The organism is Mesorhizobium sp. P3_A2 (assembly GCF_056403115.1).
The window spans coordinates 52,616-75,590 of sequence record NZ_JBFUGC010000009.1 but is presented as its reverse complement, the minus strand read 5'-3'; the positions used below and the strand labels follow the sequence as shown (position 1 = coordinate 75,590).

Annotated in this window: 31 protein-coding genes; 18 read left to right on the top strand and 13 right to left on the bottom strand. The window is 63.0% G+C overall.

The genetic code is table 11. The annotated features are described in order from the left end of the window. Window positions 1-90 precede the first annotated feature (90 nt). From AC1DXM_RS20920 to AC1DXM_RS20900, 5 genes are all read left to right on the top strand, one after another. Window positions 91-834, top strand: coding sequence for a DUF899 domain-containing protein (locus AC1DXM_RS20920; protein ID WP_477235776.1), 744 nt, complete (start codon window positions 91-93; stop codon window positions 832-834). A gap of 60 nt (window positions 835-894) precedes the next feature. Next, on the top strand, window positions 895-1,608 hold the full coding sequence (locus tag AC1DXM_RS20915; protein ID WP_477235774.1) for an SGNH/GDSL hydrolase family protein: 714 nt from the start codon (window positions 895-897) through the stop codon (window positions 1,606-1,608). 216 nt (window positions 1,609-1,824) lie between these two features. Further along, complete coding sequence (locus AC1DXM_RS20910; RefSeq protein ID WP_477235772.1) at window positions 1,825-2,499, top strand: hypothetical protein; 675 nt, start codon at window positions 1,825-1,827, stop codon at window positions 2,497-2,499. Continuing rightward, window positions 2,486-3,514, top strand: a complete 1,029-nt coding sequence (locus tag AC1DXM_RS20905; protein WP_477235770.1) for a hypothetical protein — start codon at window positions 2,486-2,488, stop codon at window positions 3,512-3,514. The genes AC1DXM_RS20910 and AC1DXM_RS20905 overlap by 14 nt, the downstream gene beginning before the upstream one ends. Next, window positions 3,511-5,145 (top strand): Dyp-type peroxidase, encoded by a 1,635-nt coding sequence (locus AC1DXM_RS20900; protein ID WP_477235768.1) that lies wholly within the window; start codon window positions 3,511-3,513, stop codon window positions 5,143-5,145. The genes AC1DXM_RS20905 and AC1DXM_RS20900 overlap by 4 nt, the downstream gene beginning before the upstream one ends. A gap of 31 nt (window positions 5,146-5,176) precedes the next feature. Here the strand turns inward: AC1DXM_RS20900 and AC1DXM_RS20895 are convergent, their stop codons facing one another. After that, window positions 5,177-5,338, bottom strand: a complete 162-nt coding sequence (locus AC1DXM_RS20895; RefSeq protein WP_023737386.1) for a hypothetical protein — start codon at window positions 5,336-5,338, stop codon at window positions 5,177-5,179. On the opposite strand from AC1DXM_RS20895, the gene AC1DXM_RS20890 reads away from it, so the two are divergent. The 4 genes from AC1DXM_RS20890 to AC1DXM_RS20875 all read left to right on the top strand — a co-directional run bounded on the left by AC1DXM_RS20890 (window position 5,337) and on the right by AC1DXM_RS20875 (window position 7,093). After that, window positions 5,337-5,483, top strand: coding sequence for a hypothetical protein (locus AC1DXM_RS20890; protein ID WP_477235766.1), 147 nt, complete (start codon window positions 5,337-5,339; stop codon window positions 5,481-5,483). The genes AC1DXM_RS20895 and AC1DXM_RS20890 overlap by 2 nt on opposite strands. A gap of 58 nt (window positions 5,484-5,541) precedes the next feature. After that, entirely contained in the window at window positions 5,542-5,712 is a 171-nt protein-coding gene (locus AC1DXM_RS20885) for a hypothetical protein (protein ID WP_112559800.1), read from the top strand. Window positions 5,713-5,896: 184 nt separating this feature from the next. Continuing rightward, the gene (locus AC1DXM_RS20880) at window positions 5,897-6,307 is read left to right on the top strand and encodes a hypothetical protein (protein WP_477235764.1); all 411 of its coding nucleotides are present in this window, start codon (window positions 5,897-5,899) and stop codon (window positions 6,305-6,307) included. Window positions 6,308-6,373: 66 nt separating this feature from the next. Next, on the top strand, window positions 6,374-7,093 hold the full coding sequence (locus AC1DXM_RS20875) for a helix-turn-helix transcriptional regulator (RefSeq protein WP_112559541.1): 720 nt from the start codon (window positions 6,374-6,376) through the stop codon (window positions 7,091-7,093). Window positions 7,094-7,147: 54 nt separating this feature from the next. Here AC1DXM_RS20875 and AC1DXM_RS20870 read toward each other — a convergent pair whose 3' ends face one another. From AC1DXM_RS20870 to AC1DXM_RS20860, 3 genes are all read right to left on the bottom strand, one after another. Continuing rightward, window positions 7,148-7,840 (bottom strand): DUF1013 domain-containing protein, encoded by a 693-nt coding sequence (locus AC1DXM_RS20870; protein ID WP_142869980.1) that lies wholly within the window; start codon window positions 7,838-7,840, stop codon window positions 7,148-7,150. Between the two features lie 320 nt (window positions 7,841-8,160). Further along, the gene (locus AC1DXM_RS20865; protein ID WP_023670143.1) at window positions 8,161-8,301 is read right to left on the bottom strand and encodes a DUF1127 domain-containing protein; all 141 of its coding nucleotides are present in this window, start codon (window positions 8,299-8,301) and stop codon (window positions 8,161-8,163) included. Between the two features lie 300 nt (window positions 8,302-8,601). Then, a complete protein-coding gene (locus AC1DXM_RS20860; RefSeq protein ID WP_477235761.1) occupies window positions 8,602-9,612 on the bottom strand; it encodes an NAD(P)H-quinone oxidoreductase in 1,011 nt (336 codons plus the stop codon). A 143-nt stretch (window positions 9,613-9,755) separates the two neighbouring features. Here AC1DXM_RS20860 and AC1DXM_RS20855 point away from each other — a divergent pair, with 143 nt between their 5' ends. The 4 genes from AC1DXM_RS20855 (at window position 9,756) to AC1DXM_RS20840 (ending at window position 12,053) form a co-directional block, all read left to right on the top strand. After that, a complete protein-coding gene (locus AC1DXM_RS20855) occupies window positions 9,756-9,950 on the top strand; it encodes a DUF1192 domain-containing protein (RefSeq protein WP_477235759.1) in 195 nt (64 codons plus the stop codon). 8 nt (window positions 9,951-9,958) lie between these two features. Beyond that, complete coding sequence (locus tag AC1DXM_RS20850) at window positions 9,959-11,302, top strand: MFS transporter (protein WP_477235757.1); 1,344 nt, start codon at window positions 9,959-9,961, stop codon at window positions 11,300-11,302. A 32-nt stretch (window positions 11,303-11,334) separates the two neighbouring features. Then, window positions 11,335-11,598, top strand: coding sequence for an ArsR/SmtB family transcription factor (locus AC1DXM_RS20845; protein ID WP_023706277.1), 264 nt, complete (start codon window positions 11,335-11,337; stop codon window positions 11,596-11,598). A gap of 65 nt (window positions 11,599-11,663) precedes the next feature. Further along, window positions 11,664-12,053, top strand: coding sequence for a hypothetical protein (locus tag AC1DXM_RS20840; protein ID WP_477235754.1), 390 nt, complete (start codon window positions 11,664-11,666; stop codon window positions 12,051-12,053). 15 nt (window positions 12,054-12,068) lie between these two features. Here the strand turns inward: AC1DXM_RS20840 and AC1DXM_RS20835 are convergent, their stop codons facing one another. Both AC1DXM_RS20835 and AC1DXM_RS20830 read right to left on the bottom strand, forming a co-directional pair. Next, the gene (locus tag AC1DXM_RS20835; protein WP_477235752.1) at window positions 12,069-12,725 is read right to left on the bottom strand and encodes a glutathione S-transferase family protein; all 657 of its coding nucleotides are present in this window, start codon (window positions 12,723-12,725) and stop codon (window positions 12,069-12,071) included. Between the two features lie 93 nt (window positions 12,726-12,818). Beyond that, window positions 12,819-13,652 (bottom strand): alpha/beta fold hydrolase, encoded by an 834-nt coding sequence (locus tag AC1DXM_RS20830; protein ID WP_477235751.1) that lies wholly within the window; start codon window positions 13,650-13,652, stop codon window positions 12,819-12,821. Window positions 13,653-13,754: 102 nt separating this feature from the next. On the opposite strand from AC1DXM_RS20830, the gene AC1DXM_RS20825 reads away from it, so the two are divergent. The 3 genes from AC1DXM_RS20825 (at window position 13,755) to AC1DXM_RS20815 (ending at window position 15,199) form a co-directional block, all read left to right on the top strand. Next, window positions 13,755-14,282 (top strand): winged helix-turn-helix transcriptional regulator, encoded by a 528-nt coding sequence (locus AC1DXM_RS20825; protein ID WP_477235749.1) that lies wholly within the window; start codon window positions 13,755-13,757, stop codon window positions 14,280-14,282. A 79-nt stretch (window positions 14,283-14,361) separates the two neighbouring features. Beyond that, entirely contained in the window at window positions 14,362-14,601 is a 240-nt protein-coding gene (locus tag AC1DXM_RS20820; RefSeq protein WP_477235747.1) for a hypothetical protein, read from the top strand. A 166-nt stretch (window positions 14,602-14,767) separates the two neighbouring features. Next, window positions 14,768-15,199, top strand: coding sequence for a GlcG/HbpS family heme-binding protein (locus tag AC1DXM_RS20815; protein WP_192259297.1), 432 nt, complete (start codon window positions 14,768-14,770; stop codon window positions 15,197-15,199). Window positions 15,200-15,207: 8 nt separating this feature from the next. On the opposite strand, the gene AC1DXM_RS20810 is transcribed toward AC1DXM_RS20815, so the two are convergent. The 4 genes from AC1DXM_RS20810 to AC1DXM_RS20795 all read right to left on the bottom strand — a co-directional run bounded on the left by AC1DXM_RS20810 (window position 15,208) and on the right by AC1DXM_RS20795 (window position 18,025). Next, window positions 15,208-15,609 carry a hypothetical protein gene (locus AC1DXM_RS20810; protein ID WP_142869343.1) on the bottom strand — a complete coding sequence of 134 codons (402 nt, stop codon included), beginning with the start codon at window positions 15,607-15,609 and terminating at the stop codon, window positions 15,208-15,210. Between the two features lie 162 nt (window positions 15,610-15,771). Beyond that, entirely contained in the window at window positions 15,772-16,719 is a 948-nt protein-coding gene (locus AC1DXM_RS20805; RefSeq protein ID WP_477235744.1) for an agmatinase, read from the bottom strand. Between the two features lie 217 nt (window positions 16,720-16,936). After that, window positions 16,937-17,119, bottom strand: coding sequence for a 50S ribosomal protein L32 (rpmF, locus tag AC1DXM_RS20800; protein ID WP_008834724.1), 183 nt, complete (start codon window positions 17,117-17,119; stop codon window positions 16,937-16,939). A 198-nt stretch (window positions 17,120-17,317) separates the two neighbouring features. Beyond that, on the bottom strand, window positions 17,318-18,025 hold the full coding sequence (locus AC1DXM_RS20795) for a biosynthetic peptidoglycan transglycosylase (RefSeq protein ID WP_477236135.1): 708 nt from the start codon (window positions 18,023-18,025) through the stop codon (window positions 17,318-17,320). Window positions 18,026-18,156: 131 nt separating this feature from the next. Between AC1DXM_RS20795 and AC1DXM_RS20790 the strand changes: the two genes are divergently transcribed. Beyond that, on the top strand, window positions 18,157-19,074 hold the full coding sequence (locus AC1DXM_RS20790; protein ID WP_477235742.1) for a polyprenyl synthetase family protein: 918 nt from the start codon (window positions 18,157-18,159) through the stop codon (window positions 19,072-19,074). A 99-nt stretch (window positions 19,075-19,173) separates the two neighbouring features. On the opposite strand, the gene AC1DXM_RS20785 is transcribed toward AC1DXM_RS20790, so the two are convergent. Both AC1DXM_RS20785 and AC1DXM_RS20780 read right to left on the bottom strand, forming a co-directional pair. Next, entirely contained in the window at window positions 19,174-20,175 is a 1,002-nt protein-coding gene (locus AC1DXM_RS20785) for an NADP-dependent oxidoreductase (RefSeq protein ID WP_477235740.1), read from the bottom strand. A gap of 68 nt (window positions 20,176-20,243) precedes the next feature. Further along, window positions 20,244-21,059, bottom strand: a complete 816-nt coding sequence (locus tag AC1DXM_RS20780) for an oxidoreductase (RefSeq protein WP_477235738.1) — start codon at window positions 21,057-21,059, stop codon at window positions 20,244-20,246. Window positions 21,060-21,162: 103 nt separating this feature from the next. Here AC1DXM_RS20780 and AC1DXM_RS20775 point away from each other — a divergent pair, with 103 nt between their 5' ends. After that, window positions 21,163-21,747 (top strand): TetR/AcrR family transcriptional regulator, encoded by a 585-nt coding sequence (locus AC1DXM_RS20775; protein ID WP_477235736.1) that lies wholly within the window; start codon window positions 21,163-21,165, stop codon window positions 21,745-21,747. An 87-nt stretch (window positions 21,748-21,834) separates the two neighbouring features. Here the strand turns inward: AC1DXM_RS20775 and AC1DXM_RS20770 are convergent, their stop codons facing one another. Then, window positions 21,835-22,884 (bottom strand): SDR family oxidoreductase, encoded by a 1,050-nt coding sequence (locus tag AC1DXM_RS20770; RefSeq protein WP_477235734.1) that lies wholly within the window; start codon window positions 22,882-22,884, stop codon window positions 21,835-21,837. Window positions 22,885-22,975 lie beyond the last annotated feature (91 nt).

The window sequence follows — 22,975 nt, the reverse complement described above, 5'->3', positions numbered from 1 at the left end:
CATCCTTATCTCCCCTTCGGCAAAAGCTGACGGCGATGTCGGTTCCTGCCCATCCCGAACGTCCTTGGGATGACAGACAGGGAGAAGTTCATGCCTAGCAACAAGGTGGTTTCGCGCGAAGACTGGTTCGAGGCGCACAAGGCGCATCTGGCGCGCGAGAAGGAACTGACGCGGTTTCGCGAGCGCATCGCAGCCGAGCGGCGTGAATTGCCTTGGCTGAAGATCCGCAAGGACTATGTCTTCGAGACCGAGCAAGGTCCGAAGAACCTGGCCGGGCTGTTCGCCAACCGCAGCCAGCTCATCGTCTATCACTTCATGATGACGCCAGGGTCGGATCATCGCTGCGAAGGCTGCTCCTTCCTTGCCGACCATATAGACGGCGCCAACCAGCATTTGAGGCATCACGGCGTGTCTCTGGTCGTGGTTGCGCGCGCGCCACTGGCGGAGCTGCTGCCTTACAAGCAGCGCATGGGCTGGAAATTCGACTGGGTGTCGTCCTACGCCTCGGATTTCAATTTCGACATGCAGGTCTCGTTCACCGACAAGCAGATCGCCGCCGGCGACACCACCTACAATTTCGAGACACGTCCACGGACATCGAAGGATCTTCCCGGCACCAGTGTTTTCTACAAGGACGAGAACGGGGACATTTTCCTCACCTTCACGTCGCGCGCCCGTGGCGGCGAGGCGCAGATCGGCGCTTACGATTATCTCGACATGACGCCGAAGGGCCGCGACGAAAATGGCCCCTATCAAAACCTGATGGACTGGGTGCGGCTGCATGACGAATATCAGGACAGGCACGCGGACAAGCCGAACTGCTGCGACGATTGAAGGCGTTCACCTCAGCCCGAACATGCGCTAAGCCTGCCGCCAATCTATAACGGTATCGCCATGCGCTTCCCGGCCCTCCTCACCTGGCTCGCCTACCCCGTCTATGTCTGGCAGGGGCTCGGCGTGCGCCGCCGCACCACCCGCATGTTGCCGGCACAAGGGCCGGTGATGCATGAGATATCGGGCAAGGCACCGGCAATCTCGCTGCTGGTGCTGGGCGATTCCTCGGCCGCCTCGGTCGGCATCGGCAATTCCGAGGACGGGCTGGCCGCGCAACTCGCCGTCATGATCGCGCAGCGTACCGGCAACGCCGTGCGTTGGCGCGCCGCCGGCTTCAACTCGGCAACGTCGGGGCAGATCCGCGACCATGTGCTGCCCAATCTGTCGGCCGATCCATGGACGCATATTGTGCTCGCCATCGGCACCAACGACACCAAGAATTTCCACTCGGTGCCGCGCTTCAAGAAAGAGTTCGGCGGCCTGCTTTACGCACTTCGGGCCAAATGGCCGGAGGCGCGTGTCGTCTGGTCGCCGGTGCTGGAGTTTACCCGTGCGCCGGCCATGCCGCCGCTGCTCGGCAAGATCCTCGAGATCCGCGCCGGCGCAATGAACCGCATGGGTGAGCGCCTTTGTTTCGAGCGCGGCGCCGTACCCGCCCCGCGGCTGCCGATCACCAATCCGGAGGCCGGTTTTGCCTCCGATGGTTTTCATGCCTCGGAAGCAGGCTACCACGCCTGGGCCGAACATCTGGTCGGATGGGTGCTTGCCGATTGACCGGAGTGGTCATCGGCTCGGACTAGTCGGCTCCAGAGAACTGGCACGATTATTTCGAAATACTGCTGATTGCAGGCTTCCTCCAATGGATTGGCAGCAGAATATTTCAAATCAAAACAACATGGATGCGCCAAACAGGCGTTACTTCTGCGACACCGCCTTGCGGATTCACGACTGCTGGGTCATTCTGCCATTGGGCAAGGGGGTTGGGGTGGCATGTCGAACATTGCCGGCAAAGCTTATGCCATGAACGTGCTGACGCCGATGCGGCCTTGGCGGACGTGGATCCAGCACTTGATTTTCATGGTGGCGCGCGCCGGGCCTGCGCAGCTGTCAGGTTTGCTTGGACTGAAGCTCATTCATTTCGCGCGTTGGGTGATCATCCGGCGCGACCAATGGCCTGATCTCGGCCAGGGCAAGCAAGCAATTCAAAACGACTACATGCTGTTCCTGTCCAATTTCAACGGCACCTGGGACCAGTATATCGACGCCTTCGCCGACGGCATTCCGAGCGGCCTCGACATGTTCTGGTACGCCAGCACCAAATATCCCCACTCGATCCCGATCTCGAGTTTCAAGGACTATATCGGCGCCAACCAGATTCATACCAACTACTATTACAACGCCACGCCGGGCGCCGCGCAGCGCGACATCAAGGCGGCGCTGCGGGTGCGCAACGAAGTGCTGACGCTTGCCAGGCTTCATGCCAGCGCCGAACCGAAGGCCTTCGCGCAGGCTTACAGGCAGGCGCTTGTGAAGGTGGCCAATTCGCTGGCCTCGCCAGGCTTCGCCCCGATCGCTTCGGTGGCGACACGCAAGGCCGACAAGGCGCGGCACGAATTCATCGACATGCTGAACCAGAAGCATGGGGCGGCCAATGCCAAACCTTGACGGCGGCCACTATTTCCTGACGGTCCTGGCTCCCATCCGGGTCGACGTGATGATCGACCCGGAAATCGGCCGTTCGCGCTCGCACCGGCAGATGCTGGCGCAGAAGCTGGCGCTGATGGCCACGGGAAAGCAGACGGCGGTATCGCCGCCGGATGCATGGCCGTCGCCCTTCTCGCGCAACACGCTGAACCATCTCGCGCGCTTCGTCATCATCAACGGGCCGGCCTTCAACGGACGCATTTCGGGCGATGCGCTGGTCGGCGCCATACGCAGCGTCAATCCGCTGGCGCCACAGCCTGTCGACCAGCTGGGCACGCCCTTTCTGCTGTTTGCGGCCGATATCGACGCACAGGCCGACGGCGATGCGCTACGCGCCTACACCGATCAATTGTGGGCGACCATGCAAAGCGATCTGATGGTCATCTTCGGCCATTGCGTCGGCTTTGACGGGGTCAAGACGGCCGAGGATTTTCACGCCTATATCAAGCGCTGCCAGATCGAGACGACGATGCCGTTCAACGACTACTGGCCGGACGGGCTCGATGTGAACGACAAGACCCTGGCGCTCGGCGCGCTCAAGCCGGTTGGCATCGCCGCCGCTGGGTCGATCCTAATCTGGCTTGCGGTCCTGCTCCTGCACGGCGTCTTCGCTGTCTTCGGCGTGCACAGTGCTTTTGCGCAATGGATCGCGACGGCAGCCACTTGGGGCGTCGCCGTGGTTACGCTGCTGGTCATCCTGACGTTGCTCATGGCCTGGGGGTTGTATCGCAAGGTCTTCCGCCAGGGCATGACGCCCTTTCCAACCGCGCCCGGCGCAGACCTGCCTTCGGTCCTGAAGTCGCTGTTCATCCAGCAGCATTTCACCCGTTTCGCCATTGAGGCGCAGGGCCTTGACGACACAGCACTTCACGCCCGCTTCGGTGCCTTTCTCAGCGCCATAAAGCCGGACGATCCGACGGAACCTACACAGCAGGCCGGTGAAATCCGGGCGCCGGCGGCGGAGTGGGCGCGATGATCGAACTCGACCTTCCCGACATCCAGGGCAACATCCATCGCCCCTATGGCCGTTTTGGCTTTCCACACAGCCGGCATCTGTTTTTCACCATCACTGACGCCGCTACCGGCCGGCTGTTCGTGCAAGGCATCCGGCCGCGCATCACCACCGCCGAGCCATGGGGAAAGTCGGAGGCTGGCGGCGCCGCACCCACGCTGCTGCGCAAGCCGCCGATCACGCTCGACATCGGCTTCACCTATCTCGGCCTGCGCGCGCTTGATCTGCCGACCCGCACGCTGCGCCTTTTGCCCGACGAGTTCATTGACGGCATGGGCTGCCGCGCCGACATCCTCGGCGACGTCGAAGGCAGCGCGCCAAGGCATTGGGACCCGGTGTGGCACGCGCATCTCGACGGCAGCGTTCGCCCGGTTCATGTCTGGGTCTCGCTCAATGTGGGCGCCAATCCCGACGGCACGCCGCTGCCTGAGCTTGCCCAGTGGACGACATGGCTGCAGGGACTTGCGGCAAAGTCCAACGGCGGCGTGGCTCTCCTTGCAGGACACGGATCTGACGGAGAAGGCCTTTGGCAGGATTCCGCCGCGCTGATGTGCCCCGGTCCCGACGGCACGATGGTCCCGCAGCCGAAGGAGCCCTTCGGCTTCACCGACGGCATCAGCGATCCGGTCTTTCGCGGCCAATTCCAGGCCGACGCAGAGGCGCGCGCCGTGATTGGCGCCGGCAAGATCGCTGAGGGGCCCTACGATCCCAAGACCAGTTGGAAAGCGCTGGAGACCGGCGAGTTCATCCTCGGCCAGGTCGACGAGGGCCAGGAATTTCCGGTCGCCACGCAGCCGCCCGGCTTTGCCCGAAACGGCACCTTCATGGTCTGGCGCAAGCTGCGCCAGAACGTGCCTGGGTTCGAGGCCGAGATGCGGCGGCAGGCGGCCCTGTGGAAGCAGGTTACCGGCATCGCCGACGACGTGGAGGCCTATGAGACCGTCTCGGCCAAGCTGGTCGGCCGCTGGCGGTCCGGCATTCCGCTGCTGGCCGCGCCGAGTTGGGCCGATCATCAGCGCTTGATGACCGAATGGGCGGATTGCATCGACCCCGCGCTGCGCAAGCCGCGCGACGACGCCAGGCACCAGGAACGGCTGGCGGCGTTTGCCCGGCTGCTCACCGGCTTCCGTTACGGCGATGACCCCGACGGCGCCAAATGCCCGTTCGGCGCCCATATTCGCCGCGCCAATCCGCGCGACATGCTGGACCCCTTGCTGAGCGACACGCATGGGGCAAGCACGCTCACCAACCGCCGCCGCATCCTGCGCCGCGGGCTGCCCTATGCCGATCCCGACGGCGAACAGGGCGTCATCATGATGGCGATCTGTTCAAGCATTTTCCGGCAGTTCGAATTCATCCAGCAGCAATGGATGAGCTACGGCCTGGATTTCGAAGCCGGCAACGACACCTGCCCGCTGACCGGCAACCGGGCCGAATCCAGCAAGCACGTCATTCCGGCCGGGCCGGCCAATGCCACGCCCTTCATCGCAGCGAACCTGCCTGAATTCGTGACGACGCGCGGTGGCGATTACTTCTTCGTCCCCAGCCTCACCGCAATTCGCATGATCGCCATGGGAACGGTCGATCCGACCTGACACAAGCCTGCCTGCTCCGGCAAGGGCGGTGCTATGTCCAGTGTCCCAGCGCGCCGGCCAGCGCGATGGCCGCCATGGCCAGCAGCGCCAGCTTCCAGAAATCGCCGCGCCGCTTTAGACCCGGCCAGCCGAGCGGCTTGATCAGCTGGATGGCCATCATGCCGATGATGACAAGGGCGAGCAGTTTCGACATGCTGCCTTTGACCAGCATCGCGGACGGCTGTCAAAGCGCTTCTTCCATGGTCTTTGCCAATCCGGCCATTCCTGACAAACGGCTCGTTTCCGAGCCGCCCGCAACGCACCTCGCAGCTTTCTTCAGCGACCTGACAGGCTCCTGACAGACTGCTGTCAGGAGGGGTGTGCGATAGTGTCTCCATCAAAGAAGAGGAGACGGTCATGAACAGCTTTGGTATTTTGAACAGCGTACAGCACTATGTCGGCAAGATCCGCACGATGCGCAATGAAGTCCGTACCCAGCGCTTCTTGAACTCTCTGCCGGCAGACATCCGCAAGGACATTGGCTGGCCCGATATGTATGAGGGTCGCAGCCGCATTCGCGAGGTCTGAGGCGTTTTTTCCATGACAATGCTTGGATCCGGCCCCCGCAACGCCCAGATCATTGACATGGAACTCGGCCAGCGATGCCCCGGGCTGGCGCAAAGCCTTTTTTGTGCTCGCTACCGACGATGCTGAAGGCTCCTGACAGAATGCTGTCAGGAGCACCATGCCATAACCGTGTCAGGAGACATGAATGGTGGAAAGCTGGAACGACAGGCTGAACACGCCGGGCATCAATGGCGTCAAGCCGACGCCGCGCACGATAGGTGACGTCGTCGAGGGCCAACCGATGCTGGTGCCGACGGCGCGCCAGGTCGATGATTTCATCCGCTCCATACCCAAAGGCGTCGAGATGGACGTCCGCGCCTTACGCACCGCTCTCGCCATCGATCACGGGGCGCAAGTGACATGTCCGGTCACCATCGGCTATCATCTGCGCACTGTTGCAGAAGCCGCCAATGAGGATCTCGAGCGCGGCATGGAACTGTCAGCGATTGCGCCGTTCTGGCGCGTGCTCGACACCAACGCGCCGACGACGAAGAAACTGTCCTTCGGCGCGGAATTCGTCGCCGCGCAGCGCAAGCGCGAAGGATTGAAACCATAATGGATGTCGTCCGGAACCGGTTTGGGAACAACGACATTCATAGAAACGCAGCCGAGGGATCATACGATGCGCCGTGCCGACAGGCTCTTCCAGATCGTGCAGCATCTGCGCGGTGGCCGGCTGGTCACCGCCCAGAAGCTCGGCACCTGGCTCGAGGTTTCCGAGCGAACCATCTACCGCGACATTGCCGACCTGCAGTCGACCGGGGTGCCGATCGACGGCGAGGCGGGCGTTGGCTATATGATGAGGGAGGGTTTCGACCTTCCGCCGCTGATGTTCACGCGTGACGAGATCGTCGCGCTGGTCGCCGGCGCGCGCATGGTGCGCGCCTTTGGTGGTGCGGCCATGGCGCGTGCCGCCGACGAGGCGCTGGTCAAGATCGGCGCCGTGCTGCCCGACGCCGAGAAAGACCGCATAGCCCGCACCGAGATCCACACGCCGATGTGGGTGGTGAGCGACGCCGCCCGCGAGGCTATCGACCTGATCGAGCGCGCCGTCGAGAAGCGCCAGGTGCTGACCATCGACTATCGCGACGAGGCCGGCCGCGGCACCGGGCGCGATATCCGCCCGCTCGGCCTGTGGTTCTGGGGCAAGGTATGGACGCTGGTCGCCTGGTGCGAGATGCGCGACGATTTCCGCGCCTTCCGCATCGATCGCATCGGCTCCGTGGTCATCGCCGGCCGTATCTTCAAGCCGGAACGCGGCAAGCAGCTTGCCGATTTCTACCGCGCGGTCGAACGCTCGGAGGATTACGGCATGACGCCGGACCGGGCTGCTCGAAGCTGACAATCAATAAAAAAGCCCGCGCGAAGCGGGCTTTTTGTTGGTCTGTCGCAGACCTTACTCTTCGTCGGCGTCTTCGTTCTTGGACTTGAGCGCCGAGAGCTTGGCGAACACGGCGTTGGCGTCGAGCTCGGCATCCTCATCCTTCGGCTTCTCCGGCGCCGGCACCAGGCGCTCGGTCAGGGCCGCCGGCAGCAGCGTGTCACCGACAGGCTGCGCCTGTTCGCGGCCGCGCGAGGCGCGGTTGACTTCCATGTCGAGGTCGATCTGCGAGGCGAGACCCAGCGTCACCGGATCCATTGGCTGCAGATTGGCCGAGTTCCAGTGCTTGCGCTCGCGGATCTGTTCGATCGTCGACTTGGTCGTACCGACCAGGCGCGAAATCTGCGCGTCCTTCAATTCCGGGTGGTTGCGCACCAGCCACAGGATGGCATTGGGCCGGTCCTGGCGCTTCGACAGCGGCGTGTAGCGCGGACCTTTGCGCTTGGATTCCGGCACCCGCACCTTGGGGTCGGACAGTTTCAGGCGCTGGTTCGGATCCTTCTCGGCGCGCGCAATCTCGTCGCGGGTCAGCTGTCCCGTCATGATCGGGTCCATGCCCTTGATGCCTTGCGCCGATTCGCCGTCGGCGATCGCCTTGACCTCGAGCGGATGCAGTCCGCAGAACTGCGCAATCTGCTCGAAGGAGAGCGCGGTGTTGTCGACCAGCCAGACGGCGGTCGCCTTGGGCATCAGCAGCGTATTGGCCATTTCAAAAATCCTTCTCGTTCGCCCGCGTTCCCGCGCGGGCGGTGGTTTGGAGCCACCAAAATGGGAAATTCGCGGCCTGTATAACCGCTCCGCTGCCGTTTCGCAATGTTTTTGGCGCAGGGTGCCCGCCGGACGCAGACTGCGTGGAGGCCGGAAAAGCCTCGGCCTCGGCGATCATTGATGCCGAGTCATAAAAAAGGTCCAAAACGACAAAACCCGCCGGACAGGGTCCAGCGGGCTCGGAACCGGCGACGGTAAACGTCTGCTGCGGCTCTTGCTTCCAGCACATGGCCAGGCCTTACGGCCGGCCATGCCTCGAATTAGATAGCCTTGCGGGCAATCCGCTCGATGTCGCCGCGGCTGATGCCGAGGTCGCTGAGCTGACGGGCGTTGAGCTTGTTCAGCTCGCGCACGGTTTCGTTGTACATACGCCAGTTACGGAAAGCGCGGATCGGGTTCATGGTATTCCTCCAGTTGTTGGATCAAATCGTTTCGATGACGCTTAGATAGGCAGTGCTGCCCACGAATTGAACAGACGTCTTTGCATAGCCGCAATGCAAATGCTGCATTGCACCATTAAGGTTCTGTTCAGCTTATTGGCGGGGCGCGCGCACTTAGGACGTGCGGAGATTCAGGTCAGGCCGAGCCGAAAACGGTGACTGCCGAGAACCGGAGCGGAGCGTACTTAGGTACGTGAGCACCGGAAGCGCAGGCAGCCGCCGTTTGCAGGCCGGCCTCACCTGAATACCGGTACGTCCGTCCTAGCCGACGTCGAGCACGATCTTGCCTATATGCTCGCCCTCTTCCATGCGCTCATGCGCCCGCCAGGCGTCGGCCAGCGGGAAGATCATGTCCATCACCGGCGACACTTTGCGTGTGCCGAGCAGCGGCCACACCTGCGCTTCGAGCGCCGCAGCGATTGCTGCCTTGAACTCGACCGTGCGGGGCCGCAGCGTCGAGCCGGTATGGGTCAGCCGCTTGACCATGATTTTTGAAAAATCGGCGCTCGCCACCGCGCCGGCCTGGACAGCGATCTGGACGATCCGGCCCTCGACCGCCGCCACCTCGTAGTTGCGCTGGACATAGTCGCCGCCGACCATGTCGAGAATGACGTCGGCGCCTTTGCCGCCGGTGGCATCCTTGACCGCGGCGACGAAATCCTCCTCGCGGTAGTTGATCGCCCGGTCGGCGCCGAGCTTCAGACAGGCGTCGCATTTCTCCTTGGAGCCGGCGGTGGTGACGACATAGGCGCCGAAGGCCGACGCCAGCTGGATCGCCGTGGTGCCGATGCCCGACGAGCCGCCATGGACGAGCAGCGTCTCGCCCTTCTTCAGGCCGCCGCGCTCGAACACATTGTGCCAGACGGTGAAATAGTTCTCCGGCACGGCAGCCGCTTCGGTGTGGGTGAAGCCGGCAGGCAGCGGCAGCACGCTGCCGGCATGAACCTTGACATATTCGGCATAACCGCCGCCGGGCGTCAGCGCGCAGACCCGGTCGCCGAGGCGCCAGCGCGATATCTCGTCGCCAAGGGCCGCCACTTCGCCCGATGCCTCGAGACCGGGCAGGTCCGAGGCGCCGGGCGGCGGCGGATAGGCGCCCTTGCGCTGCTGCACGTCGGGCCGATTGACGCCGGCGGCGCGCACCCGGATCAGGATTTCACCGGGGCCGGGCACCGGCACGTCGCGCGTTTCCGGTTTCAGCACCCGTGGGCCGCCCGGATGCGAAATTGCAATGGCCGTCATCCTGGTCGGAATTTTATGTCCGCTCGCCATGAAGTTTCCGTCCCGATCCTGCCGGTCTGTCGCCGGCTGTTTGCATCAGCACCCCTGCCCTATGTATGCTGATTGCCGGATCAGGCAAATGCTGAATCAGGCCAATGTTGGATCGGCCAAATGCTGATCAGGGAGGAGCGACGATGGCGATCTTCGACGACGAACCCAAAAAGAAATCCAGACCGCATGAAATCGGACAGGATCTGTCGCTGCTTTCGGTCGGTGACCTGACCGAGCGGATCGGCATATTGCGCGACGAGATCGCCCGGCTGGAAGCCGAATTGCAGACCAAGGGCAGCACCAAATCGGCGGCCGAAGCCCTGTTTCGCCGCGTCTAGTTTTCGCGTTGGTTTCGGCGTCGGAGCATCCGCCGCCGAAAAGCCCGAATGCGCCTGTCTTCAGAGCTGCTCCCGTCTTCAGAACTGACATGCCCCTCCAGCCGGATCAAACAATGTTTGCAAGTTACAGACCGATCCTCTCGCTGCTTCGCGGCACCGCCTTCCTGCTCGCGGCTTCGGGACTGCATGGGCTGCTGTTGCCGCTGCGTGGCCAGCTCGAAGGGTTTTCGACGGCATCGCTCGGCCTGATGGGCACCGCCTGGGCCGGTGGCTTCGTCACCGGCTGCTTCTTCGCACCGCGCCTCGTGCGCCGCGCCGGCCATGTCAGGGCGTTCGGCGCCTTTGCCGCGTCGGGCGCTATCGTCGCCCTGCTCACCGGCCTGATCATCGACGAATATGTCTGGATCCTGCTGCGCGCCTTCACCGGCTTCACCATGGCCGGCGCCTTCATGGTCATCGAAAGCTGGCTGAACGAGAAGGCCACCAACGAGAACCGCGGCACCGTCTTCGGTCTCTATATGATGGTCACCTATGCCTCGATCATGGGCGGCCAGATGATCGTTGCCGGCGGCGACGTCAAATCGGCATCGCTGTTCATGATCACCGGCATATTGTTCTGCCTGTCGCTGATCCCGACTGCGGTGTCATCGGCCTCGTCTCCCAAGCCGTTGCAGGACGTCAAGCTCGACGTCAAAGGGCTTTATGCCAACTCACCGGTGTCGGCGGTCGCCTGCCTGTTGGTCGGCATCGCCAACGGCGCCTGGGGCACGCTGGGCGCCGTCTATGGCGCCCGCATCGGCATTTCCACGGCCGAGATTGCGCTGATGATGAGCCTTGTGGTTGTTGCCGGTGCCGCCATGCAGCTTCCGGCCGGACGCCTCTCCGACAAGACCGACCGCCGTTTCGTGCTGGCTGGCGCCGCTTTCGGCGCCGCACTCTTCGCCATCCTGATCTTCCTGTTCGAACCGCACTCCTCGGTTCTCGTCATTGTGCTAACCGCCGCCTATGGCGCCTTTGCCTACACGCTCTATTCGATCGCCGTGGCGCATGCCAACGACCACGCGCGCGCCGAGGATTTCGTCAAGGTCTCGGGCGGCCTGCTGCTTCTGTACGGGTTCGGCACCATGATCGGGCCTTTGCTGGCCGCCGCCCTGATGGGCTGGTTCCGGCCTGAGGGCCTTTTCCTGGCCACCGCGCTGGCGCATCTCAGCCTCGCCGCCTACACGCTGCTGCGCATCAGCCGCCGCGCGCCGGTGCCGATCGAAGACCGCGACGCATTCAAGACCCAGCCGGCCGATCGCTCGGTCACCCCTGAAGCATTGCGGCTCAGAAAAGCGGAAGCTGACGGTTGAGATTTGAAAAGCTTTGCCCCACAAGTATAGGCATGATCTTTTCTGACGCCTTCATGGCGATTGCCGATCCCAACCGGCGCTATCTCCTGGAAGAGCTCCGGCGCGGCCCAAAAACCGTCAACGAACTGGCTTCGGGCCTGCCAGTCTCTCGCCCGGCCGTGTCCCAGCATTTGAAAGTGCTGCTGGACGCCGGTCTGGTTCAGGCCAAGGCCGAAGGCACGAGGCGGGTCTATACGGTCAGCAGTGCCGGGTTCCTCAAGCTCAATATTTGGCTAGACCAGTTCTGGGAAGCATAGGCCGGGCGCGACGCGGAAAATACAGCCGGTCCTTGCCCCCTTGCCTTACGACAGGAGGACCACCGATGCGACGCGAAACGCTTCTTGGTGCCGTGACTGCGGTTAATCTGGTTTTGTTCGCGGCCACCGGTTTGATGCAGATTCTCCCGGCCAAAGCGCAGGACAGCGCAGGCATCCTGCGCGGCAGCGGGCTTGAGATCGTCGACAGCGAAGGCCGGCTGCGCTCCAGCATTTCGATCCTGCCGGCGACGGCAGGCGAGGCCGAGACCGTGCTGTTCCGGCTGATCCCCGAAAACGGTCAGCCCTCGGTCAAGATCGCCGCCTCGACCGCCAGCTCCGGGCTGAGCTTCGTTGGCGGCGACGATGTAAGCTATGTCATCCTCGAAGCCGACGGACCCGAAACCCGGCTCAAGATGGTGGAGCCGAAAGGACGCGAGAAGCTGATCGCACCCTAGGCGAGATCGTGCGGATCAGCCGTTATTGTAGGGGAAGAACTTGAAATAGGGCTGCGCTTCCTCGATCACCCTGGCGAAAGAGGGCCGCTTGAGCAGGCGGTCGTGGTAGCGTTTCACGGCCGGATATTTGTCGCCGAACGGCTCGACCTTGTTGGCGTAGAAGAGCGCCGGCGAGGCCGCACAGTCGGCCATGGTGAAGCTATGGCCGGCCGCCCAGATTTTCGAGCGCATTTCCTCCTCGACGATCGCGTAGGCGTTGCGCAGTTGCGCGCGCGCCTCCTCGACCCCGAACGGATCGGTCTTGTCCTGCGGCCGCAGCCTGTCGCCGACGATCTTTTGCATCGGCGCCTGGACGTAGAAATCATAGAAACGGTCGGCCTGGCGGACGGCCAGCGCCCGATCGATGTCTGTGGGGATGAGCTCGACCGGACCTGGATAGTGCGCGGCGAGATATTCGATGACGATGGTCGATTCCAGCACCGTGCGCTTGCGCGCTTCGTCACGCAGCGCCGGCATTTTGCCGGTCGGCGACACCTTCAGGAACGCCGCGCGCGACTGCTCGTTGCCGAGATCGACGATGACCGGCGTGAAGGGCGTGTCGTTCTCATAGAACGCGATCAGCGGTTTCCAGCAGAACGATGCCAGCGGATGGAAATGAAACGTCAGGGACATGCTTTGCTCGCTTGTTTTCGAATTCGTTGACACTGCCTGACAACACCGAAATGTCACCTGGCTATTTCCGCAGGGGAGCCTGTCAAGCCTCTGTCAGGGCTTGGTATGGGCAATGACAGCTGCGGCAATCGTGTCCCAATCCTGGGGATGCAGTTCGTGGCCACCGCCTTCGATGCGGACAAGCCGTGCGCCGGCGATGGCATCGGCAAGGGCCGCGCCATGCTCAACTGGAAAGATCGGATCTGACGTCCCGTGGATGACGAGCAGCGGGGCCTTGATCTCGTGCAGGCGCCCTTTCAGATCCTCGCCGCCTTTCAGCATGAAATGGTTGGTCGCGCTCAAAAAGCCGCCGGATCGGTCATAGTCCCGTTCAATGAACGCCCTCATCGCCTTCTCGTCGAACGGATGCGGTGTGCTTGCAATGGCGCGCGCGTCCTTGATGACGAAGTCGATCACCTGGTCGCGGTCCGACCAGTCGACCTTGGCGCCGTCGGCCGAGTGCTCCATATAGGCCTCGGCCGTCCCCGGCAGATGCGATGTGTCGATGCCCACCGGCGAACTGCTGATCACCGTCAGCGAGATGACACGCGAGGGATGTTTCAACACCAGTCGTTGCGCGATCATGCCGCCCATCGACATCCCGACCACATGCGCCTTCCCTATGCCATGGCTGTCGAGGACGCCGACGGCATCGTCCGCCATGTCGTCGAACGTGTAGGGCGGCTCGCCAGGCGCATATTTGGTCGACAGGCCGGTGTCGCGGTTGTCATAGCGGATCACGAAACGGCCTTCGCCGGCAAGTTTTTTGCAAAGCGCCTCCGGCCACCACAGCATCGAGGCCATGGCGCCCATGATCAGCAGCACGGCTGGGTCCCGGGGATCGCCAAACGTCTGGGAGACGATTTCGGGTGCTGCGGCCTTTGTCATGGGAGTCTCCTCGCTTAAGCTTCAAACTGATTGCATTTTGCAATCGGTTGCACGATAATAAAACTGATACGATAATGCAACCAGTTTTTTGGGGAGAGTCGGATGAAAACCGAACACCGCTCGGGATGCCCGATCAATCTGTCGCTGGAAGTATTCGGCGACCGCTGGAGCCTGATCATCCTGCGCGACATGATTTTTGGCGGCAAACGCCACTTTCGCGAGTTGCTCAACGGCTCGATCGAGGGCATCGCTTCCAACATCCTGGCCGACCGGCTGAAGCGGCTGATGGAACTCGGCATGCTGACCAAGGCTGACGATCCCTCGCACAAGCAGAAGGCGATCTACAGCCTGACCGAGATGGCCATCACGCTGGTGCCGATCATGGCGCATCTCGGTGCCTGGGGCCGCGTCTGGCTGCCGGTCAGCGAGGAGCTGTCGATCCGCGCCGAACTGCTGGAGAAGGGCGGTCCGCCAATGTGGGAGCAGTTCATGGACGAGTTGCGCCACGACCATCTGGGTACGCCAGTTGCAGCGCCGGGGCGGCCTTCCGTCCGCGCCACATTGCAGGCTGGATATGAGGCGGTGGTGGCTCGCAAGGCGTCGAGCGCCGGCCAGGCCGCCGCTTCCTGACCAACTTATTTTCCCATTTATGGGGCGGCTCTGCTATCAAGGAGCTGAAAAGCATAATTTATGGGATTGGATAACGCTCTTGGTTGAGAACTCTAAGGATACTGCCCGCGCCCGGGCAGATATGCGTTTCAAGAAGCAGGAAGAGGCAGCCACGGTGCGGCAAAAGGCGATGGCGGAGTATGTCGCCGAGGCCGACGCCCGCCAGGCCAAGACCAACAAGCTCCGGGCATTGCGCCTTGCCAAGGAAGCCGAAGACCTCGCCAATGCCCCCACCGCCCCGGTCAAGAAGCCAGCGCGGGCCAAGAAAAAAATCGCCTGACGATCCCCATGGTCGATGGCAGACTGGAAGCGGCTGAGCATATCGGCCACGCCCCTGTAACCGCCTGCCATTCCGCTTTCCCACGCGAAGCAATTTCAACCGCAACCGGGATTTCGCATCTCGCGTGTCAGGCCGATGATTGACGCGTTTTGAACAGGAGACAGCCATGACCGCACTGACCCTCGAAAAGGCCAAGCACATCATCGACGCAGCTTTCGCCAAGGGCGCCGAGTTGAAGCTCAAGCCGCTCGGCGTCTCCGTGCTCGATGCCGGGGCTCATCTCGTCGCCTTCCAGCGTCAGGACGGCGCCTCGTTTCTGCGCCCGCAAATGTCGGCCGGCAAGGCCTATGGCGCGCTCGCCATCGGCATGGGTTCGCGCCGCGTCGAGGCTTTCGCCAAGGAGCGGCCACATCTCGTTGCCGGCATTTCCGATGTCTCGGGCGGGCGCGTCCTGCCGGTCGTCGGCGGTGTTTTGATCCGCGACAAGTCAGGCGCCGTCATCGGCGCCGTCGGCATTTCGGGCGATACGTCGGACAATGACGAGGCTGCCGCCATCGCCGGCATCGAAGCCGCCGGCTTCACCGCCGATCCGGGCTGAGGCTTCGGCTAGTTCAGGTTGATATCCCGGCTCGCCGACCGCATCGAGACCGAGAAACCGGCCAGCACGTCGAACAGGGCGATCACCATCAGCGTGAAGAAGACGGAGTGCGCCGCGCCCTTCACCAGCAGGAACTCGACCAGGAACGCCACGAAGACCAGCGTCGACAACAGATGGTCCATGATCGAGGCGTTTGTCGTGCGCACCGATTTCACCATTTCGAGGAACAGGAAGATCAGCCCGATCACCACCATCAGGTCGCCGAGCGTCATCGAAAACACCCCGCCCGACATCATGCGGAATGAGAAGATTTCGGTGGCCCACGGATCGTCGCCGCTGCCGAATATTCCGAGGAGTCCGAGATTGTAGGCCACGAAGGGCACGATCAGCAGCGGGATGGCACCGAACATCAGGCGTCTCCTCTAGCAATTCCAGGAAAGTGTGAGCGGTCCGGAATTGCGTAAACAATGGGGGCACCTTCTGTAGAATGCTCCGCAGGCACGCCGTCAAGATTTTTCGCTAACAGCCTTGAACACGGTCGAAGACCGGGTGCAACAACCGTGTCACCCGGCTCAGCGCCTAAACTGCCCGGTGCGCACGGCAGCGCCGATGGCATTGAGGATGACGATGCCGGCGGTCATCGATGTGATCTCGTTGACGTCGCGCGCCGGCGCGATCTCGACAATGTCCATGCCGACCACGCGCCCCTTGGCGAACAGCCCCTTGATCAGCTCGATCGTCTGCCGGTAGCTGATGCCGCCAGGCGCCGGCCCTTCGACCGCCGGCATCACGGAGGGATCGAGACCGTCGGCGTCGATGGTCAGGTAGTAGCGGCCGCCATCCGGGATGCGCTTGAGCAGCGCCGCAGTGCCGATGTCTTGCCATTCATTGGCGGTGACGATGTTGGAGCCGTAGGCGCGGGCCGCCTCGACCTCCTCAAGCCGGGCGCTGCCCTGGCCACGGATGCCGAGCTGGAAAATCTCGGCGATATGCGCCATCTCCGAAGCGCGGCGGATAGGGCTGGAATAGCCTTCCCTGACCCCATTGACGTTGTCGCGCCAGTCGAGATGGGCGTCGATCTGCACCAGGGTGATCGGCCCTTCGCCATCAAACGCCCGGAAGATCGGGATCGGAATGCCGTGATCGCCGCCGATGGTGATCGGCAAGGCGCCGGCGGCGCGGATCTTGCGGATCGCCGCTTCGGCCCGCCTGTAGTGGCCGCCGGCGGCATCGCCGGGGACATCGCCGACATCGACCACCTTGACGTCCTGTCCGTCGAACAGGGTCCCGCCAATGTCGAAATCATAACGGTCGAGCCCGAGACTGATGCGCTGCGAGGCGCGCCGAACCGCGGTCGGCGCGTTGGTCTGGTCATTGATCAGCTCGTCGATCGTGTAGGGAGCGCCATAGGGCATGCCTATGATGGCGACATCGGCCTTCAGCGCATCGAGATCCTCGACCAGCGGGAAGTTCAGGAACGTCTGGAAGACGTCGCGCGGCGCTGTGGTGAGCTTCGTCATGCGGTTTCCCCTGTCGCCCCACCAACGGTGCAGGCACGTGCCTCAGCCGCAATCGCGGCGACGCAACGCAATACAGCACCGCGACGGCTGCGTGTATCGCCAGCGACGGTCCGGCCTTTGGCATAGAGAACGGCGCGAAGCAGCCAGGCAGCCACCAAACGCAAAAAGACCGGCCAATGGCCGGTCTTTTGGGTATTCAACCTTCGAAAAGCTGGTCTCAGCTTTCCTTGGGCGTCAAAACCTGGCGGCCGCGATACATGCCGGTCTTCAGGTCGATGTGGTGCGGGCGGCGCATTTCGCCGGAATTCTTGTCCTCGACATAGGTCGGGGCCTTGAGAGCGTCGGCCGAGCGGCGCATACCGCGCTTGGACGGAGAGGTTTTTCGTTTCGGAACGGCCATGGATATGCTCCACTACATGGTCAAAATGCCCCGATAGCCCTCGTGAAAGAGCCGCGTCAGGGCCATAATCTGAGAAAGTCGGGTGCCTATACACGCCCTACGCCGTTTTGGCCAGCACTGCGGCGAATTTTTTTACCGGCCCCACAAGGTGTGTCGGGATTTGAGGTCAGGCCGGCCTCGTCTGAATATCGGTGCAGCTTAGTCCAAACACCCGACATAGGCGCCGGAGCGGCCGGCGCGGCGCTCGATCAGCGAGGCCAGCCGCCTCAAGCCGGGACCCGGCTTGGCCGGATTGCGGGCAATCGGATTGGGCAGCGAGACGGCGAGCAGGGCCGCCTGCCGTCGCGACAGCTGTTTGGCCGAAACGCCGAAATGATGCTGCGCCGCCGCCTCGATGCCATAAATGCCCGGGCCCCACTCGGCGATGTTGAGGTAGATCTCCATGATCCGCCGTTTCGACATCACCGCGTCGAAATAAACGGCCAGCGGCAGTTCGACCACCTTGCGCACCGAGCCCAGCGGCCGCGACCACAGGAAAAGGTTCTTCACCGTCTGCATGGTGATGGTCGAGGCGCCGCGCGTGGCCTCGCCGGCCAGCGCATCGTCGACGACGCCGCGCAATTCGCCGAGGTCGACGCCGCGATGAAAGCAGAACTGCCCGTCCTCCGACATGATCACCGAATTGGCCAGCACCGGCGACACATCGTCGATCGACACCCAGCGCCGGTCGTAGCCGGAAAATGTCGCGAGGTCTTTCACCATCAAGGTCGATATCGGATGCACGAAGGACGGCAAATAAAGGAAGGTCAGCACAATGGGTATCGCCACCAGCACGGCGGCGACAACCAGGCAGCGCCGAGCCAGGCGCTTCAGACCGGCGGGGTTCACGCGCCTCGGTCGCGCCATGTCCAGCCCTTCGGTTTCATGATCGACGATCGGTTCCGTCAAGCCGCCCCACCCGCGCCACTCTCCCGCCTCCGGCATAATGGCGCGAGGCTTCTTGCGCAACGTCTGAGTGTCGGCTACCGCTCCCGGCCATGACGAAAGACGAGCAAATGGCCTTTGAAGCCGCACTTTTGGTGCGGGCGGCGGCGATCGAGACCGAACTCAGGCTGTTGCTCGACGGCCGCACACTTGCCGGCGAAATCGCCCGGCCGGAGCGCCTGATGGCTGCCATGCGCCATGGCGTGCTGAACGGCGGCAAGCGGTTGCGCCCCTTCCTGGTCATGGAAAGTGCCGCCCTTTTCGGCGCCGATGGCGAGGCCGCATCGCGCGTGGCGGCCGCACTCGAATGCGTGCATTGCTATTCGCTGATCCATGACGACCTGCCGTCCATGGACGACGACGATCTGCGCCGCGGCCAGCCGACCGTGCACAAGGCCTTCGACGAGGCCACCGCCATCCTGGCCGGCGACGCGCTGTTGACGCTTGCTTTCGACGTCCTCGCCGACGAGGCGACGGCCTTGCCGGCGGAGCGACGCGCAGCCCTGGTGCTGGCGCTGGCGCGCGCGGCCGGCGCCGGCGGCATGGTCGGCGGCCAGACGCTCGACCTTGAAGCCGAGCGCAGCCGGCCGGACGAGGCCGGCATCATCCGGCTGCAGGCGATGAAGACCGGCGCGCTGATCCGCTTCGCCTGCGAAGCCGGCGCTATCATTGCCGGCGCAGCCCCGCAGGATCGCGACCGGCTGGCCGAATTCGGCTCGGCTGTCGGGCTTGCCTTCCAGCTTGCCGACGATCTGCTCGACCTGACCGCCGATTCCAGCCAGATGGGCAAGGCGACCGGCAAGGACGCCGCCGCCGGCAAGGCGACACTGGTGGCGCTGCACGGCGCCGCCTGGGCCCGCAAGCAGCTGCACGGCCTCGTCGACCAGGCGCATGCGCTGCTCGAACCCTATGGCGACCAGGCGACCCTGCTGAAGGCCGCGGCAAGCTTCGTGGCAATCCGCAACAACTGACGTCTTGGCCAATTGGATAGCTGACACCGTTCTCGAAATTTGTCCGCTTTGCGGCGCTTTGCCCAGGGTCACTTGATTGCCCCGAAGCGAGTGGGTGCGCTATCTCACCTTGACCACGACCTTGCCCTTGGCACGTCCTGTTTCGACGTAAGCCAGCGCCTCATTGGTCGCTTCAAAGGGAAAGACCCTGTCGACAACCGGGCGGATCGCCCCATCTTCGATGAGGGACGTGATTTTGCTCAGCTGCTCACCTTGCGCCCACATGAACAGGAACGAAAATCTCACGCCTCGGCGCTTGGCTTTGGTCCGGATACCGCGGCTCAGCAGGCCCAGCAGGAGCCTTAGCACCACGTTCAGTCCCTGCTTCCTGGCAAATTCGGGATCCGGCGGACCGGAAATGGAGATGAGCTTGCCGCCCGGCTTCAGCACATTCAGGGATTTTTCAAGCGTCTTGGCGTCCTGGCTGTTCAGGACGACGTCGTAACCCGACAGGACGTTCTCGAAGTCGTCTTTCTTGTAGTCGACGACGACATCGGCGCCGAGCCCCTTGACCAGGTCGGCACTCGCCGCGCTCGCCGTTGTCGCAACGGTCGCGCCGAGGTGCTTTGCCAGTTGGATGGCGAATGTCCCCACGCCGCCGGAGCCAGCCTGGATGAAGATCTTCTGGCCCTTCTTCAGGCCTGCCCTCTCGATGAGAGCCTGCCAGGCGGTCAGACCCACCAGAGGGATTGAAGCCGCTTCTTCCATGCTGAGGTTTGCGGGCTTCAGGGCTACATCGGCTTCGTCGATTGCGATGAATTCGGCAAATGTCCCGATCCGACCGTCGCGCGGCCGCGCATAGACAGCGTCGCCGGGTTTGAATTTGCGGACTTTCGAGCCCACCCTGACAACCCTCCCAGCCACGTCGTGGCCAAGGATGAAGGGCCGGCGATAGGGCAGGATGAGCTTGAATTCGCCCGTCCTGACCTTGGAATCCAGCAGGTTCACTCCTGCGGCATGGACCTCGACCAGGACATCATTGTCCAGCAGCTCCGGCTCCGGCATCTCGGCCAGCCGCAGAATGCCTTTTTTGTTATATTTATCGACAACGAATGCCTTCATGGCAGTGACTTTCTGAAAATGTCTGTTGGTGTACCGTTTGTGCGTGAAACTCTCCGTCTCACCGTTGTTCAGACCGGCAGGCGGAACTGCTTGCGCAAGGTCTTGTCGAACATCTCTGCGGGGGCGAAGCGGCGCAGCAGGCTGACCTGGCGCGCTGCCTTCCCTGCGGTATAGCGCCGTCGCGGACGGGCATCGGTCGCCGCCTTGACGACCACATCCGCCACCATCTCCGGCCGATCGGCTTTGGGCATGACATCGCGAAGCAGCGCTTCGACCCCGGCTCGGGCCTGATCGTATTCTTTCAACACCGAATCGGGCTCAATGCCGTTCTGGTCGAAGACGGTGCGCACGAATGCAGGCTCGATGACCGAGACGCGAATATTGAAGGCACGAACCTCATGATCGAGCGATTCCGAATAGCCCTCAAGCGCGTGCTTGACCGCCGAGTAATGCGCTGAGTATGGCGCGGGTACCAATCCCAGAATCGAGCCGATGTTGATGATGCGCCCTTCGCCGCGCCGCCGCATCGACGGCAGCACCGCATTGGTCATGCGGATGACGCCGAACAGATTGACGTCGAACAGGGCTTTCACCTGTGCGACCGAGGATTCCTCGGCGCCGCCAAGCAGGCCGACACCGGCATTGTTGACCAAGAGGTCGATCCGGCCGGTCTGCGCAAGCACGGTTGAAACGAGGGCGCTGACGGAGTCGCCATCGGTCACGTCGCACGTCAGCATGGATACCTGCGCCGGGCCGTTGCTTATCGCCCTGCGGCTTGTCCCGAAGACGGTATATCCTGCCCGCGCCAGGGCCTCGGCGCTGGCGCGGCCGATGCCCGAGGAGGCTCCGGTCACAATCGCGGTTCTTCCTGAAAGGGTACTCATTTGATACTCCGGAGACATGAGGGCTAGCTTTTTGCCATTGTTTGAATTACGATCATAATATCAAATTACGAACATAATGCAATAGCAAAGAGGAATAGCAGCCATGCGCTACGAGAAGGGCCGAAAGGACGCGTCACGCGATCGGATCGTGGAGGTCGCCGCCCAGCGTTTTAGGAGGGACGGCATAGCCGCGTCTGGACTGGCAACCATCATGGGCGACGCCGGGCTTACCAACGGAGCCTTCTACCCGCACTTTCAATCAAAGGCGGAGCTCATCCGCGAAAGCGTGGCGGCGGCCCTGGATGCCCAGTCGCAGCAAATTCAGGAGTTGTTGGCTTCGGGCGGTCCGGAAATGGCCATTCAGGCGTATCTGTCGGCCGAGCACCGGGACAATCCGGACAAAGGCTGCGCGTCCGCCGCACTGCTGCCGGAGATCGCGCGCCAGCCGCCTGAAATGCGCGAAGCCTACACCGAACGCTTGCTGGTTTTGGTGCGCCAGTTGTCTGCAGCGCTTCCGCAGACCAGGGATCCGGAAGGCGCCGCCATGGGTGTCTTTGCGACCCTCATCGGCGCACTTGAGCTGGCCCGCGCAGTGGCAGGGACGGAATTGTCGGATCGCATCCTTGCCGCAGGAGCAGATGCGGCGCGCAGGCTGATCCAGCCAGGTGAGGGTGGAAAGGCATTCTAGAAGTCGGCGGCGGCAGTGGCAATGAAGCCGACGCGAACCTGCGTCGAGCCGTTCTCGCACAGCCACGCCGCGATCGCTCGTACTGCTTCATGGCGTCGAAGCTTTCGAACCACCCACCAAGCCCAGCCGCAGCAGGCTCTCGGCCGTCGCGACGATAGCTTCCTCGACCGGGCGCGGGTTCCAGCCGAGCAGACGTGTCGCCTTTTCGCTGGTGGCGTCCATCATCACGCCGACATGCCTGGCCAGCATCTTTGTCGTCGGATCACCGCGCAGCGCCAGCAGGCGGACCACCCAGTTGGGAATTTCGCGCGTCGGCACCTTGCTGGCAGCGGCTCCCATGCGTTGGCGCAGCACTTTCGCGACCTCGGCCATCCACAGGCTATGGCCCGAAATGCCGATGAACCGCTCGCCCTTTGCAGCAGGGTTGGTCATCGCCAGCAGGTGCAGGTCGGCCAGGTCGCGCACATCGACATAACCGGAATTGACTTTCGGGCAGCCCGGCATCCCATCCATCAGCCGCTTGATCAGCCCGATCGAATGCGAGAAGTCGGCGGCCAGAACCGGACCGAGTACAGCCACCGGATTGACGACGGAGAGTTCGAGGCCGCGCCCTTCCCGGGCGATGAAGTCCCAGGCGGCGCGCTCCGAAACCGTCTTCGATTTCTGGTATGGCGCGATATCGCCGCTGAGGTCTGACCAGTCAGTCTCGTTGAATGGTCTCGTCTGTGGCTTGTGGCCCATGGCGACAGCGCCGATGGCCGAGGTCAACACCACGCGTTTGACGCCGGCATTGAGCGCGGCCTTGAGCACCCGTAGCACGCCGTCGACTGCCGGCCTCACCCAATCCTCCTCGCGCGTCTGGCTGCCGGAGGGTGTCGGCGAAGCGCCGTGCATTACATAGGCACAACCGGCCACAGCCTCAGCCCAGCCCGCATCCGCATTCAGGTCCGCTGCGACGAAGGATAGCAGGTCGCCGGGTTCAGCGCCGCCTTCCCTCAGCATTGCGCGCACCTCGGCTTCGCGCTTGAGCGAACGCACGGTCGTGCGCACGCGATAGCCGGCGTCGAGCAGCTTCAAGATGCAATGCGATGCAATGAAGCCGGAGCCGCCGGTAACCAGCACCAATTCTTCGTTCATGTCCGTCTCCTGATGTCTCCGCCGAGAGCGGCGTCGTTTGTTGCCATCAGCTATGCGCGCTCGGCCGGATTGTGAATGCTTGAAAATCCAC

Coding starts and splice junctions, on each gene's coding strand:
- AC1DXM_RS20895 (WP_023737386.1), bottom strand. CDS start 5,338: ATGTCGAAACTGCTCGCCCTTGTCATCATCGGCATGATGGCCATCCAG.
- AC1DXM_RS20840 (WP_477235754.1), top strand. CDS start 11,664: ATGCGACGCGAAACGCTTCTTGGTGCCGTGACTGCGGTTAATCTGGTT.
- AC1DXM_RS20885 (WP_112559800.1), top strand. CDS start 5,542: ATGAACAGCTTTGGTATTTTGAACAGCGTACAGCACTATGTCGGCAAG.
- AC1DXM_RS20785 (WP_477235740.1), bottom strand. CDS start 20,175: ATGAAGGCATTCGTTGTCGATAAATATAACAAAAAAGGCATTCTGCGG.
- AC1DXM_RS20835 (WP_477235752.1), bottom strand. CDS start 12,725: ATGTCCCTGACGTTTCATTTCCATCCGCTGGCATCGTTCTGCTGGAAA.
- AC1DXM_RS20815 (WP_192259297.1), top strand. CDS start 14,768: ATGACCGCACTGACCCTCGAAAAGGCCAAGCACATCATCGACGCAGCT.
- AC1DXM_RS20860 (WP_477235761.1), bottom strand. CDS start 9,612: ATGGCGAGCGGACATAAAATTCCGACCAGGATGACGGCCATTGCAATT.
- AC1DXM_RS20770 (WP_477235734.1), bottom strand. CDS start 22,884: ATGAACGAAGAATTGGTGCTGGTTACCGGCGGCTCCGGCTTCATTGCA.
- AC1DXM_RS20920 (WP_477235776.1), top strand. CDS start 91: ATGCCTAGCAACAAGGTGGTTTCGCGCGAAGACTGGTTCGAGGCGCAC.
- AC1DXM_RS20805 (WP_477235744.1), bottom strand. CDS start 16,719: ATGACGAAGCTCACCACAGCGCCGCGCGACGTCTTCCAGACGTTCCTG.
- AC1DXM_RS20875 (WP_112559541.1), top strand. CDS start 6,374: ATGCGCCGTGCCGACAGGCTCTTCCAGATCGTGCAGCATCTGCGCGGT.
- AC1DXM_RS20890 (WP_477235766.1), top strand. CDS start 5,337: ATGCTGCCTTTGACCAGCATCGCGGACGGCTGTCAAAGCGCTTCTTCC.
- AC1DXM_RS20870 (WP_142869980.1), bottom strand. CDS start 7,840: ATGGCCAATACGCTGCTGATGCCCAAGGCGACCGCCGTCTGGCTGGTC.
- AC1DXM_RS20880 (WP_477235764.1), top strand. CDS start 5,897: ATGGTGGAAAGCTGGAACGACAGGCTGAACACGCCGGGCATCAATGGC.
- AC1DXM_RS20845 (WP_023706277.1), top strand. CDS start 11,335: ATGATCTTTTCTGACGCCTTCATGGCGATTGCCGATCCCAACCGGCGC.
- AC1DXM_RS20775 (WP_477235736.1), top strand. CDS start 21,163: ATGCGCTACGAGAAGGGCCGAAAGGACGCGTCACGCGATCGGATCGTG.
- AC1DXM_RS20915 (WP_477235774.1), top strand. CDS start 895: ATGCGCTTCCCGGCCCTCCTCACCTGGCTCGCCTACCCCGTCTATGTC.
- AC1DXM_RS20910 (WP_477235772.1), top strand. CDS start 1,825: ATGTCGAACATTGCCGGCAAAGCTTATGCCATGAACGTGCTGACGCCG.
- AC1DXM_RS20825 (WP_477235749.1), top strand. CDS start 13,755: ATGAAAACCGAACACCGCTCGGGATGCCCGATCAATCTGTCGCTGGAA.
- AC1DXM_RS20900 (WP_477235768.1), top strand. CDS start 3,511: ATGATCGAACTCGACCTTCCCGACATCCAGGGCAACATCCATCGCCCC.
- AC1DXM_RS20905 (WP_477235770.1), top strand. CDS start 2,486: ATGCCAAACCTTGACGGCGGCCACTATTTCCTGACGGTCCTGGCTCCC.
- AC1DXM_RS20855 (WP_477235759.1), top strand. CDS start 9,756: ATGGCGATCTTCGACGACGAACCCAAAAAGAAATCCAGACCGCATGAA.
- AC1DXM_RS20810 (WP_142869343.1), bottom strand. CDS start 15,609: ATGTTCGGTGCCATCCCGCTGCTGATCGTGCCCTTCGTGGCCTACAAT.
- AC1DXM_RS20790 (WP_477235742.1), top strand. CDS start 18,157: ATGACGAAAGACGAGCAAATGGCCTTTGAAGCCGCACTTTTGGTGCGG.
- AC1DXM_RS20795 (WP_477236135.1), bottom strand. CDS start 18,025: ATGGCGCGACCGAGGCGCGTGAACCCCGCCGGTCTGAAGCGCCTGGCT.
- AC1DXM_RS20865 (WP_023670143.1), bottom strand. CDS start 8,301: ATGAACCCGATCCGCGCTTTCCGTAACTGGCGTATGTACAACGAAACC.
- AC1DXM_RS20780 (WP_477235738.1), bottom strand. CDS start 21,059: ATGAGTACCCTTTCAGGAAGAACCGCGATTGTGACCGGAGCCTCCTCG.
- AC1DXM_RS20830 (WP_477235751.1), bottom strand. CDS start 13,652: ATGACAAAGGCCGCAGCACCCGAAATCGTCTCCCAGACGTTTGGCGAT.
- rpmF (WP_008834724.1), bottom strand. CDS start 17,119: ATGGCCGTTCCGAAACGAAAAACCTCTCCGTCCAAGCGCGGTATGCGC.